The organism is Futiania mangrovi, assembly GCF_024158125.1.
GTDB classification, from domain to species: domain Bacteria; phylum Pseudomonadota; class Alphaproteobacteria; order Futianiales; family Futianiaceae; genus Futiania; species Futiania mangrovi.
The window spans coordinates 52230-67958 of sequence record NZ_JAMZFT010000004.1; the positions used below are offsets into that span (position 1 = coordinate 52230).

Here is a 15729-nt window from a genome sequence, read left to right on the forward strand (position 1 = left end):
GAAACGCATCCATGCCGCATGGGCCGGTCCTGTCAAGCGTAACGCGCGCCTGCCGTCCCGATCCCGGCGATTGCGTATCGCGACCGTCAGGAGTTGACTAACGAGGCGGTTACAACCTGCAATCGAGCATGTAGAGTGGATGTGCGTGCCGCTGGGGAGCACGTACCGCGCTGGCAGGCCACCATGCGCCATCCGCTGTTAAGGCTTCTTCTCATGCTTGCGCCGCCCGTGGTCAGCGGGGGGGCCATTCATGTCGTCATGTCGGCGATGGGCGCGGACCCTTCGATCGCGCTCTTTCTCTCCGTCGTCGTTGGCCTGCTAACGCTTGTCCTGGCGTTCCTGCTGGTCCGGCCGTCCGTGCTCAGGATCCGCCGGAAGAAGGAGTAGGCCGGGGCGTCAGGTCGACCGCCTCGTTCCACATCAGATATCGCCCGCCGAAATGGATCCCGACGACGGCGCCCGTGGCGGGATCGATCACCGGGGAGCCCGAGCTGCCGCCCAGGGTCGAGGCATCGTGCCGCAGGGTGTAGAGTGCAAGCTCCCGGCTCAGGATCCTGCCTGGCAGAACCCGTTTCACATTGTAGATGCCCCGGAAGATCCGCTGCATGACCTCGGCGTCGTTGCGCCGCGAGTCGAACGCCGGATAGCCGAGCGCGACCACGTCGGCGCCAGCGCGCGCGGGCTGCGCTGCGTGGGGCAGCGGAGAAGGGCAGCCGCCGGGCGCCATCTGCAGGACCGCGATGTCGAAGTGGGTGTGCACGCCCCAAATGCCGGTGACGGCGACCTCGCGGGTCTGAAGACCGCCGATCTCCTCCGCAAAGTCGACGCGCACGCCGACCCCCTCGCGGATGTGCCATCCGTGCACCGGGTCGTGCGATGCGAACGTCTCCACCACATGGCGGTTCGTGGCGACGAGATCCTCGGCGATCACGAAGCCGGTGCCGACCCAGTCGAGGTCGATGTCGCCTTCCGCCTCGATCCGGCCGGTCCGGGCCAGCGCGTGCTCGATTGCGGCGCGGTGTCCCTCCAGGTGCGCCCACTCTTCCGGCATGGGGAGGAACTGCCCGTCCTGCACCAGCACGGCCGGACGCAGCTCCGTGTGGACGATCGCCTCGAGGACCAGGGTATCGCGGTCGGTCAGCGCCTCGGGCGGGGTCGCCTCCGTCAGGCGCTCCGTCAGGTCGGCCATCTCCGCGGTCAGGGCGGCGGCTTCGGGCGCGCTTTCGGTGTGTGCATGTACCGCGCGGTAGGTCTTCCCGGTATCGAGACGCCCGCCCCGGGCGATCCAGCCGGGCCGGCAATTGCGGACGAGGCCCAGCAGGCGGCGGCGCTTGTCATGCGGGTGCATGGATGTCCTCCTTCAGGGCGCGGACGACGAGTTCGGAGAGATCGCCCGGGGGTGCGGGCGCCTGCGCTCTGCCCGGGCGCCAGCTGTCAAGCGCAGCGCGCGTGACCACGGCCAGGGCGGGCGGCAGCAGGTGCCAGGCGCCGGGCGAGAGGCTCGGGCTATCGGCGTCGCGGGCGCGGACGAGGGCGTTGCCGTCCTCGACAAGATGCAACAGGCCGATGGCGGCATGAACCGCGCCCGAGGGGCCGTTCGCCGCCTGATGCGGCGTGCCCCGCGGCAGCCAGAGTGCGTCGCCGGCGCGCAGGACGACGCGCTCCGCCGATTCCGGACCGCGCGGGCCGAGGCGTGCCGCAACGTCCAAGATCTTCTCGCCCGTCAGAACCAGCATCAGGACGTCGTGCGGATCGCGATGCCAGGGCAGCCCGGGTGTCTCCGGCGGCCCGGCATAGAGGTTGACCTGGCAGGGCTGCGCGGTTTCTGCCTCGAACGCGCGGGCGAGCCGGTCCCAGCCCGGCGATTGCGCATCTGCTTTCTGGATGACGAGGGTCGCGCTGGCCGCGAGAAGCGCCCGCGCGCCGCGTCTTCCCAGATGACCGCCGGGTTCGAGGTGACGCGCAAGGTCGACGGCGGCCGCCTTGCCCTCGATCCGGCGGACGGCCCGCACCTCCATGTCGGCGGGACGCGGGCGCAGGCCGTCGGCCAGAGCGGCGGCGAGCGTCAGCGGCGCTACGGTCTCCAACCGGGCGGCCACCCGCAGCAGTACCGCACCGCCCGTGCGCCGGGGGGCCGCCGCTATCTGCCGGCCGAGACGGCGGATCGCAATGGCGTCCGAGGGTCGAACCACGCTGCGGTCAGACATGGCGCCCTCCCTTCAGTGCACGGACGACGGTCCCCCCGAAGCCGCGGAAGGCGGGCGGCGTCGCATCGGCAAAGACGAGCCCGCTGGCGTCGAAGGCCTCTGCCGGGGTGATGACCGGCTGCACGTGCCCGTGTGTGCCCGTGGCGTGGAGGTCCCGGATCGTGCGTATCCCGAAGGGCGCGAGCAGTGCGTCGCCTGCACCGACGCTGCCCGGCAGCACCTCGCCTTCCGCTGCGAGATGCGCGAGCGCGGCCTCCCGCACAGCCTTTTCCGCGGAGGCTTGCGGGTCCGGATCGGCGGCGGAGCCCGCCCCCGCGATGCGGCCCCGGCCATCTGCGATGACGGCGAGCATCGCAGGGATCGGCGCCGGCAGCAGGTAGAGCGTCGCTTGATTCTTGCCGCAGCATTGCGTCCCCGCCGCCGCCACACCGGGGCCACCCGTGGACAGGGCGTCCCTGAGCGCCGCCCGCTCGATCAGTTCGAGCCCGGCGCGCAGGCAGGCCGTCTGCCTGTCGAAGGCGAAGGCCAAGCCCTCCGACGTTGCGGGCAGAACCGGTCCGCGTGCGTCGCAGTAGGGCAAATAGACGCGCGCCGCAGGCACCCAACCCGCCGGCACGCCGGAGAACGTTCGGGCAGGGACCTCTGCCGGGGTGCCGTCGGGCACCAGCGCCGCGCCGAGCCGTTCGAGACATTCACCCAGCGCCCGCGCTTCCGCATCCTCGCGCGTGGCCCCCGCGCCGAGGCCGAGGGCCACATCCGCCGCCCCGCCCATGGTGCGCGCGTCGGCTCCTTTCGCCACTGCCACCCAGAGGCCGAGATCTGCAAACGCCCGCGCCTCCAGCGACTCCACCAGACCCGCGAGTGCCGATGCGTCACGCATGCGCGGCCTCGCGGCGGGCGTCCGCTTCGAGGCGTGCGAAGTGTGCGAACACTTCCGCCAGCCCGCAGCAGCCGCCCGCTGTGCCGCGCAGGTCGGCGATGTGCGCCTCGTGCGGGCACCAGCCCTTGCAGCGCCCGAACCACTTGCACGCGGCGAGCCGGGTCTGGGCGGCGCGGTAGCGGTCCTTGAGCGCGCGCATCTCCGTCGAGGCGCGCATCTCCGCGAAGCTCCGCTCCGCGAGCGTGCCGAGCACATGGGCGTCGGAGCCCAGGAACTTGTCGCAGTGCATGACCTGCCCGTCCGGATCGACGCCGAAATAGTCGCCAAGGCAGGGGCCGCGCAGCTCGCAGAAGCCCGTCCCCGTGCCCTGGTAGGCTGCGTGGAGCGCATCCAGTTCCCGCACGGCGAGCCGCCGGTCGGGATGGGCGCGCAGCGCGTCGAGCAGGCGCACGAGAAAGCGGGCAAACGCCTCCGGCGCGAGGCAGGGACCGGATCCGTCCGCCGACGACGGGCGCACCGGCAGGAAGGCGGCGGCATCGACGCCCGCAGCCTCCAGCGCATCCACGAGGTAGAGCGGATCGAGGGCCGCGATCTCCTCCGTCACGACGACCAGCGCGCCGGCGAAGAGGCCCGCCGCCTTCAGCCGCCCGATCCCGTCCGCCGCCGCGTCGAAGGAGGGCGTGTCCGCAACCGTCCTGCGGGTGCGGTCGTGCATCTCGCGCGGGCCGTCGAGGCTGACGCTCGCGCGCACGCCGAACAGTTTCCATAGCGCGATCATCTCGTCGGTCAGCCCGACGCCGTTCGTCTGCAGCGAGTTGCGCACCATCTGGCCCGGCCGCCGCAGCCTGGCTTGCAGCCAGAGGAAGCCCAGCGTGCGCCGGACGCCGAGCAGCGACGGCTCGCCCCCGTGCCAGACGAACTTGAGCGTGGCGGCGCGCGCATCCTCCGCGGCACGGCGCAGCATCAGCACCTGGGTGCGCGGTGTCATCTGCTGGCCGGGTCCCTCGCGCCAGTCGTTGCAATAGGTGCAACGCAGGTTGCAATGGCGCGTCAGCTTGGCGATCAGCACCAGCGTTGCAAAGCCGTCCGGAGGTGTGAGAGCGGGCGGCCCTGCCCGTTCGACCTCGGCGAAGACCGGATCCTTCAGCGGAAGGTCGCGGGCGGCGACGCTGCCCAGGGCGTCGAGCGGCCTCTTGCCGCCTGCGCGCGCCTGCGCGAACGCTTCCCGGCCCGCGGGCGCGAGGGCTGAAAGCGCATCCGTTTCGATGTCCGCCGCCTCGGTCATCGTTCCGCCCCCTCAGCGCGGCTTGAAGGGCAGGGGCAGGGCGAGGAACAGCCCGCCCTCCGCCGCCACGACCCCGTCTGCGGCGAGCAGGCGCAGCGCCCGGTCGACGCGGTTCTGCGGCTCGCCCAGCTTCTCCGCGATGCGTGCCGCGGTCAGCGGCTTCTCGATGATCGACTGGAACACGCGCGCCTCGCGGCCCCGGTAGCGGACGACGGCGGGCTCGGCGCTTGTGCGCGCGTCCTCGACCGTCACGACGTCGGGTGCCGAGAAATAGGTAAGCCGCGGCGACCAGTCCTGCATCCAGGCCTGTTTCCATGCCTCGATGGCGGCCTCGATCTTCGCATAGGCCCCCTTGGGCAAGGTGTTTTCCAACTCGTACTCGAAGAAATAGGCGACCTGCTCCTTGTCCATCTCCGGCGGCAGGATGAAGTCGAGCGAGCGTTCCGGGCGGCGGAATTTCCGGGGGAACGCCTTCTCGTCCTTGTAGAGCGGGCTGAAGCGTTCGAGCCAGATGCGGATGCCTGCCGACGGCGGCTGGAGGTGGTGCAGTTTCGCGAACAGCGCGGCCTGCGCGTCGTAATCCTCCCGGCTCTCGCCCGGAAAGCCCCAGAGCACGTTCCAGCTCACGGCAATGCCGTGGTGCGCGGCCCAGCGCAGCATGTTGAGGTTGTCGAGCCCGCGCACACCCTTGCGCATCAGCTTCAGCACGTCGGTCGACAGGCTCTCGATGCCGGGCTGGATGGTGCGGATGCCGGCGGCGGCGAGCGCGGCCATGTCCGCGGGCTTCAGGTTCGACTTGACCTCGTAGAACAGGTCGTAGTTGACGTCGGGCCGCGACAGCCGAGGCAGCAAGGTCTCCATGTAGGAGCGGTCGATAATGTTGTCGACGGCCTCGAAATGATAGGAGCGGTGCCGGCGGGCGAGTTCGCCAAGCTCCTCCAGCACCTTCTCTGCGGGCTTTGAGCGGAACTTCATGGAGAGCGCGTTGAGCCCGCAGAAGGTGCAGTGCTGGTTCTCGCCCCACCAGCAGCCGCGCGCGCTCTCGAACGGCACGCGGATGTCGTTGCGCAGGCCGGGCGGAAGGATGCCGAAATACTCCGCGCGCGCGAAATACTCCTGGTAGTCGGGCACGGGATTGCGGTCGAGATCGGTGACGAGCGGCGCGGGCGGGTTCTGCACGGGTGCGCCGTCGCTGCCCCGCCAGGCAAGCCCGCGCACCTTGTCGAACCCCGCGCCATCGGCGATGGCGCCGAGCAGCACGGGGAAGGTGCGGTCGGCCTCGCCGCTCAGGATCAGGTCGATCTCCGGCACGGCGGAGAGCCATTCCCGCGCCATCTCGCGCTCGAAGTTCGCGCCGCCATACACCGTGACGACGTCCGGCAGCATCTGCTTGAGCCGCCGCCCAATGGCGATGGCCGCAGCCGTCTGCTGGAAGGTCGAGGTGAAGCCGGCGACGTCGGGCGCTGCCCGCGCGATCTCGGCCGCGGCCAGCTCGACGAACGCGGGAACCACTTCCGTCCGGACGTGCAGCAGCAGGTCGCGGTCGCGCCGGTCGAAAGCCGCGATCAGTTTCTCGCCCGTCGGGTCGGGCGCGCGGTCGCCGAAGGCGGCAAGGGAAAACAGCCAGTCGCCGACCGCGACGCCGCGGTCGTTGGCGACCGCCTCGTAGAAATCGGGGCTGGCCATGGCGGCGAAATCGAGGAAGAGGTGGTGCGTCGTCGCGTGCCACCCCGCCTCGCGCGCGATCTCCGACAGGAGCCCCACCTGGATCGACGGACGGCGCACGGAATTGAACGGCGCCGCGATCAGGGCGATGCGCCCGGCGGGCGGGGCGGCGTGTGCAGCCTCCCCGTCCGTGGCGCGGGCCCCCGCCGGAAGACCCGCTTCCGGCAGAGACGTCTCGAGCGTCATGGGATCAGCGGCCGAAACCGCCCGGCAGGCCGCCGAGGCCGCCCGGATTGACCGGGTTGGTCAGCGTGCCGCCCCGGAACGCCGGGTTGGTGCGCCAGCCGCCGACGTCGACCTTGTCGAGATCCTTCGACCAGTCGACCCCCACGCAGGCGACGCCGACACCCACGCCGACCGCATCCTGGACCGTGCCTCCGCCGATGTTGCCGAGGCGGCCCTGCTCGACCTTCGTCAGGCCGGCGAAGGCGTCGCTCAGATGCACCGCACGCATCTTCGCCAGGTTGTCGACCTGGATCTTGCGCAGGTTCTCGACGCGGCCTTCCTTCGATGCAACGCCTTCCAGATGGTGCGCCGCGGCGCCGAAGATACCCAGGAGATAGAGGCGCTGGCGGTCGCTCAGCTTGTTCTCGATGCTCTCGATGGCGTCGGAGATGCCGTCAAGCTCCTCGTCGTCCAGTTCGATCTCCGTCATGCCGCCGGACGCGGCCCCGCCCTGGCGCAGCAGGGCGAGCACCTCGTCCAGCCGTTCCTCCAGCGCGTCGATGCGTTGTTCAAGCCCTTGCAGCGATCGTGTCGTGGCCATGGTGAAGCACTCCCCTCTTCGGTTCTATGGCGTTTCCGAATGCGACTGGGCGCCGGGGCGGTGTTCATGTCTATCCGCCGCTTCGGCAAAGATAGACTGGCAAATAACAAGGTTAAAGGAAAGTAGCAAAATGCGAATCATTTTACACAAAATTTCATGTTGCTGAATAGGATGAAAAAAAGTGGAATTAGACTAGATTTAAATTTCGATCGTTTGGGTTCCGGGCGGTCGTGCCTGGCAAGGTGACAGGGCACCGCGGCCTGCCTATCCTCGCACCCGGAACACCGCCGAGCCCGAAGGAGCCTTCCCGCCATGACCGACCTGCCCGTCACGCCGTCCTTCTCTCTTGCCGGGCGTCGGGCCCTCGTGACCGGGGCAGGCCGCGGGATCGGCCGCGCGGCTGCCTGCGCACTGGCCCAGGCGGGGGCCGTGGTCCACGCGGTCGCCCGCAGCGGCGGCGAGGTTGAGGCGCTCGCAGCCGCGCTGCGGGCCGAAGGGTTCAAGGCGCAGGGCTTTGCGCTCGACGTCACCGATACGCGCGCCGTTGCGGAGTTCGTGGGCGCGCATGGGCCTTACCGGATCCTCGTCAACAACGCGGGGACGAACCGGCCCCTGCCGATCGCCGAGATGACGGAGGCCGATTTCGACGCGGTCAACGATCTCAACGTGCGCGCGGCCTATTTCGTCGCGCAGGCCGTGGCGAAGGGCATGACGGCGGCGGGCGAGGGGGGCTCGATCATCAATGTTTCATCCGCCATGGGGCACGTGGGCGCGGCCCGGCGGACGGTCTATTGCGCCTCCAAGTTCGCCATCGAGGGGTTCACGAAGGCTCTCGCCTGGGAACTGGGCGGCGAGGGCGTCCGGGTCAACACGCTCTGCCCGACCTTCGTGCGCACGCCGATGACCGAGGGCATGCTGTCGGACCCGGCCTTCGAGCAGTCCGTGACGGCGAAGATCGCGCTGGGCCGGGTCGGCGAGCCGGAAGACCTGATGGGCGCCATCGTCTTTCTGGCCTCCGACGCTTCCCGCTTCGTGACCGGCTCGTCCCTGATGGCCGACGGCGGATGGACCGCGCAATGAGCCCGGTTGCAGACGCATGGCCCGCAGGCGCCGGTACAGGGGAGGCCCAGCCAGGCACCCGCAGCGTCGGTGCCGTGGTGCAGGCCGTCTGCATCCTGCGCCATCTCGCTGCCCAGGAGGCGCCGTCCGGCGTGACCGCGGTGGCGCGGGCGACGGGCCTCAATACCTCGACCTGCTTCAATATCCTGCGGACGCTGGCGGCCGAGGGGCTCGTCGTGTTCGATGGGGAGGCGAAGACCTATCGTCTCGGCTTCGGCATCCTGGAGCTGTCGACCAGCCTTCTGGGCGCGAGCCCTGTCGACCTGATCCGGCCAGAGCTGGAGCGGCTCGCCCATGGCCGGCCCGTGGTGGTCTGCCTCTGGCACGTGACGGGAAACGATCGCGTCGTGCTGGCCGACCGGGTCTGCGATCCCAGGACCATGGTGCGGGTGGAGATGGCACCCGATATCCGCCTGCCGAGCTTCGCTGCTGCCGTGGGCCGCTGCGTCGCGGCGGCATGGAAGCTGCCGGATGCGGAACTGCGCCGCCGCTTCGACGGCCTGCGCTGGCAGAACCCGCCGGCGTTCGAGGATTACCTCGCCGATGTCCGCCGTGCGGAGATGGAGGGGTATGCGCTCGACCTCGGGCAGATGTTCGTCGGCCTCGATACCGCCGCGGCGGTGATCGCCGACCACCGGGGGCACCCGCGCTTCGGCATGAGCGCGATCAGCATCCATGGCCAGATGCCCCGCGCCGATCTCGATGCGCTGGGCGCTGAGTTGCGCGACGTCGCGCGGCGGATCGGGGCGGCCCTCTTTCCGCGCTGAGGGAGGCTGCGGCTGGCGGGCGCATGGCCAGTCTTCTCTGGACAGAATGGCTTTCATGTGGAGACTGGCCCCAAGCGAAGGATGCGCACGACGTATCCCAACAAGACGGTCGTGAGAGGCGGGCGCGGATCCCGCCGGACGTTCAAGGGAGGACACCATGAAGAGAATGAAGACGGTCGCCAGCGCCGTCCTGATGCTTGCGGCTGGCGCGCTTGCCGGCACGGCGCAGGCGGAGCTTCCGAAGTCCATGACCTGGACAGCCTATGATGTCGGCTCCTCGGGCTATGTCGAGGCGTCCGCGATGGCCGACGCGCTGATGAAGGAAGAGAGCACGCGCGTGCGGATCATGCCGTCGGGCACCTCCATCGGCCGCCTGCTGCCGCTGAAGACGGGCCGGGCCGCCTATGGCTGGCTCGCCAACGAGATCTATTTCGCCGCCGAAGCGATCCACGACTTCGCCGCGCAGGAGTGGGGCCCGCAGGACCTGCGCGTCATGCTGGGCCGTCCGGCGGGCTTCGGCCTGGGTGTGGCGGGCGACGCGGGCGTCAAGACGCTCGCAGACCTCAAGGGCAAGCGGATCGCGCGCGTGCAGGCGAACCCCTCGGTCAACATCAAGGTGGAAGCCATCCTCGCCTTCGCCGGCCTGACCTGGGACGATGTCGAGGTGGTGGACGTGCCGTCCTACGGCGCCTCGCTGCGCGCCCTCGTCGAGGGCACCGCGGATGCCGCCGGCGGCGTGCCGACCGCGGCGACCTTCCGCGAACTGGAGGCGAGCCCGCGCGGTATCGTCTGGCCGAGCCTGCCGGACGACGACAAGGCGGGCTGGGACCGGGTGAAGAAGGTCGGCTCCTTCTTTGCCCCGATCACCGAGACGGTGGGCGCGGGCCTGTCGGAGGACAATCCCGCGCAGCTGATCGGCTACCGCTACCCGATGATCGCGACCTACGCCGACACCTCCGCGGACGAGGTCTACGCGGTCACGAAGGCGATCGTCGAGACCTACGACCTCTACAAGGACGTCAACAAGATCATGCCGCGCTGGCAGGCGAAGATCGCGGGCCATCCCCCGGCAGACGCGCCGTTCCACGAGGGGGCGGTGCGTTACCTGAAGGAGATCGGCGTCTGGACCGCCGAGGACGAGGCCTGGAACCAGGACCGTCTTGCCCGCATGAAGGCGGTTCAGGCCGCCTGGGACGCGGCGATGGACGAGGCGCTGGAGAAGAACCTGCCCGGCAAGGATTGGGAAGCGTTCTGGGCGGACTACCGCGCCAAGAACCTCCAGTAATCCGGTCCGCCGGTTTCCTCAGCCGCGCCGGGGCGCCGTCGACAAGGCGGCGCCCCGTGCACCTTCAGCCCGGATCTGACCGATGAGCACAGCCTCCACACCTGCGGCCGGGGTGCCTGCCGCGCCTGCTGCCGAACCGCACGAAGACCCGCGCTGGGGCTGGGACCGCCAGGGCCGCCGCATGGGCGGCGCGGCCTATCTGGTTGCGCTGGTCCTGTCGGCGGCAGGTCTCGCCATCGTCGTGAACCAGGTGTTCAATCTCGGCGCGTTCGGGTTCCGGCCGCTCAGCACGGCCTTCTACTATCTCGTGATCGCGATCTTCCTGCCGGTCGCATTTCTCGCCTATCCCGCACGGGCCGGAGATGCGCAGCGGGTGCGCTGGTACGACTGGCTGCTCGGCGCGCTCACCATCGCGGTGGGCGGCTACCTCTCCCTCAATGCCGAGAACATCCTGACGCGCGGCTGGGATATCGAGGCGCCCGCCGCGCCGACGGCGGTCGCCGGCGTGCTCGTGCTGCTGGCGCTGGAAGGGGTGCGCCGCTGCGGCGGGACGCTGCTGTTCGTCATCTGCGGCGTCTTCGCTGTCTTCCCGCTCTTTGCCGACCACATGCCGGGCGTTCTGTGGGGGATCCAGTACACGGCGCCCGAGGCCGCACGCGCCCATGCCATGGGGGTGGAGAGCATCATCGGGATTCCCATGCGGGTCGTGTCCGACCTGCTGATCGGCTTCATCCTGTTCGGCGTGGCGCTGGTGGTTTCGGGCGGCGGGACGTTCTTCATGAACTTCGCCATGGCGCTGATGGGCGCACGGCGCGGAGGGCCGGCCAAGGTGTCGATCCTCGCGTCGGGCTTCTTCGGCAGCCTGTCGGGCAGCGTGATCTCGAACGTGATCTCCACGGGCTCGATGACCATTCCGACGATGAAGCGGTCCGGCTACCCCGCGCACTATGCGGGTGCGGTGGAGGCCTGCGCCTCGACCGGCGGGACTCTGATGCCGCCCGTGATGGGGGCCGTGGCCTTCATCATGGCCTCGTTCCTGAACGTGCCCTACACCGACGTGATGCTGGCGGCGCTGGTGCCTGCGGTGCTGCTCTATCTCGTGCTGTTGCTGCAGGCGGATGCCTATGCCGCGCGCGTCGGACTGAAGGGCCTGCCGCGGGCGGAGCTTCCGGCCCTCGGCGCGACCCTGCGCCAGGGCTGGGTCTATCTGCTGAGCCTCGCGCTTCTGATCTACCTCCTGGTGTTCGAACGGATCGAGTCGATGGCGCCCTTCTATGCGGCGCTGCTGCTGCTGGCGACGGCGGTGGTGCTGCAGAAGGGGATGGGCCGGGTCCGGATCGCGCTCGACATGGCCGTGGAAGCCGGCGTGAACATCGCGAACCTGGTAGGCATCCTGGCAGGCATCGGCCTGATCGTCGGGGCGCTCTCGATGACGGGCGTGGGCACGGCCTTCTCCCGCGAGCTGGTCAATTATGCAGGCGACAACATCCTGCTGCTGCTGGCACTGGGGGCCCTGACGAGCTTCATCCTCGGAATGGGGATGACGGTCAGCGCCTGCTACATCTTCCTCGCGATCGTGCTCGCGCCAGCGCTCGTGCAGGTCGGCCTCAACGAGATGGCGAGCCATCTCTTCATCCTGTACTGGGGCATGCTGTCCTACATCACGCCGCCGGTGGCGCTGGCGGCCGTGGCGGCTGCCGGCATCGCCGGGGCGCCCGCGATGAAGACCGGCGTCATGGCCATGCGCCTCGGCGGAGTGCTGTTCCTCCTGCCCTTCATGTTCGTGCTGAACCCGGCTCTGATCGGTCAGGGCAGTGCTGGTGAGATCGCGCTGTCGGTGGCGACGGCGGTACTTTCCATGCTGATGCTGTCTGCGGGCTTCGAGCGCTATGCCTATTTCGTCGGGCGCCTGCCGCTGTGGAGTGCAGGCCTGATGATCGCGGGCGGGCTCACGCTGATGGTGCCGGAGCACAAGACGGACCTCGTCGGTCTCGTACTGCTTGCCGTGGTCTATGCCGAGCGCCTGATCCGCGGGCGGGGGCCGGGGGCGGAGCGGGCGGCCTGACCGCCTGCCCTGGCCGCGCGCCCTGGCCGCGTCGGGCTCAGTGCCGGGCCAGCGCCGCGCGTTCCTCGGCGTCGAAGCCGAAGTCGGCCAGCACCGCGTCCGTGTCCGCTCCGAGGCGCGGGGCGGGGCTGAGCGGGACGGCGATGCCTGGCGGCCGGGGGATCGGCAGGGGGCCCAGCGCGGGCTCGTCAACCGTCTGGAACAGCCCCGTTTCGACCGCGTGCCGGTCGGCGCGCAGGGCGTCGTAATCGTTCACCGGCGCACAGAGGACGCCCGCAGGCTCCATCTTCGCAAGCCATGCCGCCGTCGTGTCACCCGCGATGATGCCGCCGACCAGCGCATTGAGCCGGTCGGCATTGCGCACCCGCGCATCGAGCCTTGCGTACTCCGGATCGTTCAGCCACTCCGTCTTGCCGAGTGCCTCGCAGATCGCTGCGAAGGTCTTCTCGCTGACCGAGGTCACGCGCAGGTAGCCGTCCGCGGTGGGAAAGACGCCCGACGGGACCGTGGGCGGAACCGCGGGCGCGCCCGCGGTCACATACTCCTCGAGCATGTGGATGGCCTGGAAGGACGCCGCGCAGTCGAGCAGTGGTACTTGCACATGCGCGCCCTCGCCGGTCGCCTTCGCCCGGTAGAGGGCGGCGAGCGAGAGATGCGCGGCGTGCAGGCCTGTCAGCATGTCGACCGCGAACATCGGGATCGGCCGGGGGGTGCCGTCGGATTCCCGGTTCATCTGCATCATGCCGGATATGGCCTGGATCACCGTGTCGGTGCCCGGCCGGTTCCGGTAGGGGCCTTCCGCACCGAAGCCCGACACGGAAACGAACACGAGCGCGGGGTTCGCCGCGCGCAGCGCCGCGGGGTCGAGGCCGATCCGTGCGGAGACACCTGGCCGGAAGCTCTCGATCACCATGTCGGCCCGTTCCGCCAGCCGTGCCAGCGCGGCACGGCCCGTCTCGGTCGCGGTATCGAGAACGACGGATTCCTTGCCCGGATTGACCGCGGCGGCGAGTGCGTTCATGCCCTCGCGGCTCATGCCGATGCCGCGGCCCCAGTCGCCCGCCGGCGGCTCTACCTTGATGACGCGCGCGCCTTGCAGGCCGAGCAGGGCCGCGCACCACGGACCCGCGATGCCCTGCGCGGCATCGAGGATGGTGATGCCCGCGAGGGGAGCTGACGGTGCCATCTCAGGCGGCCTTCGTGGCGGTGCCGTTCAGGGCGGCCCAGATCACCTCGGGCGTTGCCGGCATGTCGATGTGGTCGATCCCGGTCGTGGGCCTGAGTGCGTCGACGATGGCGCCGATCGTGGCCGGCGGCGCACCGATGGCGCCGGCCTCGCCCGCACCCTTCACGCCCAGAGGGTTCGTGGTGCAGGGCACGTTGCGCATGGAGAAGTCGACATCGGGCACGAGGTCGGCGCGCGGCATGCCGTAGTCCATGAAGGAGCCGGTGACGAGCTGGCCCGTGTCCGGGTCGTAGACCGTGTGCTCGGTCAGCGCCTGGCCCACGCCCTGGGCGATGCCGCCATGCACCTGTCCGGCGAGCAGCATCGGGTTGATCGTCGCGCCGAAGTCGTCGACCACGGTGTAGCGCAGGATCTCGACCGTGCCCGTGGCGGGGTCGACCTCCAGTTCGCAGACATGGCAGCCGTTGGGATAGGTCGGTGCCTCCGGCTTGCGCTCGTGCACCTCGTTGAGGCCGGGCTCCATCCCGTCTTCGAGATTCGCCGGGTCGTGCGCGGCCTTCTCCACGTCCGCGAGCGTCATCGACTTGTCGGTTCCGGCCACGCGGAAGACGCCGTCCGCGAACTCGATGTCGGCTGGCGCCGTCTCCATGACGTTTGCCGCGATCTTCTTGCCTTTCTCGACGATCTGGCGGCCGCCGAGCAGCACCGCCGCGCCACCCACCGGGATCGCGCGCGAGCCGCCCGTCATGCCCCAGCGGGTCTCGTCCGTGTCGCCCTGGATCACGCGGATCTTCTCCGCGTCGATGCCCAGCGTGTCGGACAGGATCTGCGCATAGGCCGTCTCGTGGCCCTGGCCGTTCGACTGGTTGCCGATGCGGATCTCGACGCCGCCTTGCGGGGTGAAGCGGATGTCGGCGGTCTCCGGGTTTCCGCCGCCGCAGCGCTCGATGTAATAGGCAAGGCCGATGCCGCGCAGCTTTCCGGCCTTCGCCGAGGCCTCCCGCCGCGCTTCGAAGCCTGCCCAGTCCGCGCGCTCCATGCAGGTTTCCATCAGCGCCCGGAATTCGCCCGAGTCGTAGACATTTCCGTGCGCGGTTTTGAACGGCATTGCCTCCGGAGGGATGAAGTTCCGCCGGCGCACCTCGTCCGGGCTGAGGCCCATTTCCAGACCCACCTTGTCGATCACCCGTTCGATCACGTAGGTCGCCTCCGGGCGGCCGGCGCCTCGGTAGGCGTCGACCGGCGTGGTGTTCGACAGGACGCCCTTCACGTTCACATAGAGGTGCGGGACCTTGTAGACGCCGGTCAGCATGTGCGTGCCGGCGTTCGTCGGAATGAAGGCGCCCATCTGGCTGAGATAGGCGCCGAGATTGGCATAGGTCGTGACGCGCAGCGCCTGGATGACGCCGTCGGCGTCGACCGCGGCCTCGGCGTAGGTGACATTGTCGCGGCCCTGGATGTCGCTGACGAAGGCTTCCGACCGCTCCGGCAGGTAGCGCACCGCGCGCTTCAGCTTGCGCGACGCCCAGACCGCGAGCACCTGCTCGGGATAGAGGAAGATCTTCATGCCGAACCCGCCGCCCACGTCGGTCGTGCGGCAGCGCAGAAGCTTGGGATCGATCTTCAGGACCTGGCCCGCGAGGATCGGCTGGATCACGTGCGGGCCTTGCGTAGACGACCAGAGCGTGGAGCGCCCCGTCTCCGCGTCGTATTCGGCTACGATGGGACGCGGCTCCATGGAATTCACGACGATCCGGTTGTTGACGATGCGCATGGAAACGCGCGTCGCGGCCTTCTCGAACGCCGCATCGACGGCGGCTGCGTCGCCGTTCTGCCAATCGAAGGCGGTGTTGTGCGGGATGTGGTCGAAGAGTTGCGGCGCCCCCTCTGCGGTCGACCCCTCGGTATCCACGGTCGCGGCCAGCTCGTCGTACTCGATGACGATGGCTTCCGCCGCGTCGCGCGCCTGGTAGGCGGTTTCTGCGACGACGAAGGCCACCGGCTCGCCGACGTGGCGCACCTTGTCCACGGCAAGCGCCGGCCGGGGCGTGTCCGCGCGCGCACTGCCGTCCCGGTTCTGGATCGGTACAACGCAGGGCAGATCGCCAAGGCCGTCCGCCACCACGTCCGCTCCGGTGTAGATGGCGATGACCCCCGGCATGCCCTTCGCGTCGGCGGTGTCGATCGACACGATGCGCGCGTGCGCGACCGGAGAGCGCAGGATCGCGGAGCGCGCCGCGCCGGGCACGTCGATGTCGTCGGTGTATTTCCCCGCCCCCCGGATGAGGCGGCTATCCTCGACACGGGCGACGCCCTGACCGATCGCGAATTTCACCATGTCCCGAAAGCTCCCTGACGCGGTTTGATCTGGTTTGGGGTGGGAGGCTACGAACTCGCGGGCCCCGTCTCAAGCGCAATTGCCGTGGCCCCGCCATGCCCTCAGG

Annotated in this window: 13 protein-coding genes; 5 read left to right on the forward strand and 8 right to left on the reverse strand. The window is 69.6% G+C overall.

What is annotated here, in order from left to right; all coding sequences use genetic code 11:
* Positions 1-213: 213 nt before the first annotated feature.
* Positions 214-387: a hypothetical protein gene (locus NJQ99_RS15075; RefSeq protein ID WP_269333703.1), complete on the forward strand. Its 174-nt coding sequence runs from the start codon at positions 214-216 to the stop codon at positions 385-387.
* Here the strand turns inward: NJQ99_RS15075 and NJQ99_RS15080 are convergent.
* The 6 genes from NJQ99_RS15080 to NJQ99_RS15105 are packed head-to-tail and all read right to left on the reverse strand — an operon-like array spanning position 362 to position 6863.
* Positions 362-1348 (reverse strand): trypsin-like serine peptidase, encoded by a 987-nt coding sequence (locus tag NJQ99_RS15080; protein ID WP_269333704.1) that lies wholly within the window; start codon positions 1346-1348, stop codon positions 362-364. The genes NJQ99_RS15075 and NJQ99_RS15080 overlap by 26 nt on opposite strands.
* Positions 1335-2207 (reverse strand): JmjC domain-containing protein, encoded by an 873-nt coding sequence (locus tag NJQ99_RS15085; protein WP_269333705.1) that lies wholly within the window; start codon positions 2205-2207, stop codon positions 1335-1337. The genes NJQ99_RS15080 and NJQ99_RS15085 overlap by 14 nt, the downstream gene beginning before the upstream one ends.
* On the reverse strand, positions 2200-3087 hold the full coding sequence (locus NJQ99_RS15090) for a YcaO-like family protein (RefSeq protein ID WP_269333706.1): 888 nt from the start codon (positions 3085-3087) through the stop codon (positions 2200-2202). The genes NJQ99_RS15085 and NJQ99_RS15090 overlap by 8 nt, the downstream gene beginning before the upstream one ends.
* Positions 3080-4372 (reverse strand): radical SAM/SPASM domain-containing protein, encoded by a 1293-nt coding sequence (locus NJQ99_RS15095; RefSeq protein WP_269333707.1) that lies wholly within the window; start codon positions 4370-4372, stop codon positions 3080-3082. The genes NJQ99_RS15090 and NJQ99_RS15095 overlap by 8 nt, the downstream gene beginning before the upstream one ends.
* Positions 4373-4384: 12 nt before the next feature.
* Positions 4385-6283, reverse strand: a complete 1899-nt coding sequence (locus NJQ99_RS15100) for a RiPP maturation radical SAM C-methyltransferase (protein ID WP_269333708.1) — start codon at positions 6281-6283, stop codon at positions 4385-4387.
* Between the two features lie 4 nt (positions 6284-6287).
* Complete coding sequence (locus NJQ99_RS15105; RefSeq protein WP_269333709.1) at positions 6288-6863, reverse strand: hypothetical protein; 576 nt, start codon at positions 6861-6863, stop codon at positions 6288-6290.
* A gap of 312 nt (positions 6864-7175) precedes the next feature.
* On the opposite strand from NJQ99_RS15105, the gene NJQ99_RS15110 reads away from it, so the two are divergent.
* The 4 genes from NJQ99_RS15110 (at position 7176) to NJQ99_RS15125 (ending at position 12099) form a co-directional block, all read left to right on the forward strand.
* Positions 7176-7943: an SDR family NAD(P)-dependent oxidoreductase gene (locus tag NJQ99_RS15110; RefSeq protein ID WP_269333710.1), complete on the forward strand. Its 768-nt coding sequence runs from the start codon at positions 7176-7178 to the stop codon at positions 7941-7943.
* Positions 7940-8749: an IclR family transcriptional regulator gene (locus NJQ99_RS15115; RefSeq protein ID WP_269333711.1), complete on the forward strand. Its 810-nt coding sequence runs from the start codon at positions 7940-7942 to the stop codon at positions 8747-8749. Before NJQ99_RS15110 ends, NJQ99_RS15115 begins: the two co-directional genes overlap by 4 nt.
* Positions 8750-8906: 157 nt before the next feature.
* The gene (locus NJQ99_RS15120) at positions 8907-10034 is read left to right on the forward strand and encodes a TAXI family TRAP transporter solute-binding subunit (protein WP_269333712.1); all 1128 of its coding nucleotides are present in this window, start codon (positions 8907-8909) and stop codon (positions 10032-10034) included.
* An 82-nt stretch (positions 10035-10116) separates the two neighbouring features.
* Positions 10117-12099: a TRAP transporter permease gene (locus NJQ99_RS15125; protein WP_269333713.1), complete on the forward strand. Its 1983-nt coding sequence runs from the start codon at positions 10117-10119 to the stop codon at positions 12097-12099.
* Between the two features lie 37 nt (positions 12100-12136).
* Here the strand turns inward: NJQ99_RS15125 and NJQ99_RS15130 are convergent, their stop codons facing one another.
* Together NJQ99_RS15130 and NJQ99_RS15135 are read right to left on the reverse strand one after the other, a co-directional pair.
* Positions 12137-13285, reverse strand: coding sequence for a CaiB/BaiF CoA transferase family protein (locus NJQ99_RS15130; protein ID WP_269333714.1), 1149 nt, complete (start codon positions 13283-13285; stop codon positions 12137-12139).
* A 1-nt stretch (position 13286) separates the two neighbouring features.
* Positions 13287-15623 (reverse strand): xanthine dehydrogenase family protein molybdopterin-binding subunit, encoded by a 2337-nt coding sequence (locus NJQ99_RS15135; RefSeq protein WP_269333715.1) that lies wholly within the window; start codon positions 15621-15623, stop codon positions 13287-13289.
* Positions 15624-15729 lie beyond the last annotated feature (106 nt).

What these genes read in the sequence shown, in the direction of transcription:
- NJQ99_RS15125 (WP_269333713.1), top strand. Translation starts at nt 10,117, where the DNA reads ATGAGCACAGCCTCCACACCTGCGGCCGGGGTGCCTGCCGCGCCTGCT.
- NJQ99_RS15095 (WP_269333707.1), bottom strand. Translation starts at nt 4,372, where the DNA reads ATGACCGAGGCGGCGGACATCGAAACGGATGCGCTTTCAGCCCTCGCG.
- NJQ99_RS15080 (WP_269333704.1), bottom strand. Translation starts at nt 1,348, where the DNA reads ATGCACCCGCATGACAAGCGCCGCCGCCTGCTGGGCCTCGTCCGCAAT.
- NJQ99_RS15115 (WP_269333711.1), top strand. Translation starts at nt 7,940, where the DNA reads ATGAGCCCGGTTGCAGACGCATGGCCCGCAGGCGCCGGTACAGGGGAG.
- NJQ99_RS15090 (WP_269333706.1), bottom strand. Translation starts at nt 3,087, where the DNA reads ATGCGTGACGCATCGGCACTCGCGGGTCTGGTGGAGTCGCTGGAGGCG.
- NJQ99_RS15130 (WP_269333714.1), bottom strand. Translation starts at nt 13,285, where the DNA reads ATGGCACCGTCAGCTCCCCTCGCGGGCATCACCATCCTCGATGCCGCG.
- NJQ99_RS15100 (WP_269333708.1), bottom strand. Translation starts at nt 6,283, where the DNA reads ATGACGCTCGAGACGTCTCTGCCGGAAGCGGGTCTTCCGGCGGGGGCC.
- NJQ99_RS15110 (WP_269333710.1), top strand. Translation starts at nt 7,176, where the DNA reads ATGACCGACCTGCCCGTCACGCCGTCCTTCTCTCTTGCCGGGCGTCGG.
- NJQ99_RS15085 (WP_269333705.1), bottom strand. Translation starts at nt 2,207, where the DNA reads ATGTCTGACCGCAGCGTGGTTCGACCCTCGGACGCCATTGCGATCCGC.
- NJQ99_RS15105 (WP_269333709.1), bottom strand. Translation starts at nt 6,863, where the DNA reads ATGGCCACGACACGATCGCTGCAAGGGCTTGAACAACGCATCGACGCG.
- NJQ99_RS15135 (WP_269333715.1), bottom strand. Translation starts at nt 15,623, where the DNA reads ATGGTGAAATTCGCGATCGGTCAGGGCGTCGCCCGTGTCGAGGATAGC.
- NJQ99_RS15120 (WP_269333712.1), top strand. Translation starts at nt 8,907, where the DNA reads ATGAAGAGAATGAAGACGGTCGCCAGCGCCGTCCTGATGCTTGCGGCT.
- NJQ99_RS15075 (WP_269333703.1), top strand. Translation starts at nt 214, where the DNA reads ATGCTTGCGCCGCCCGTGGTCAGCGGGGGGGCCATTCATGTCGTCATG.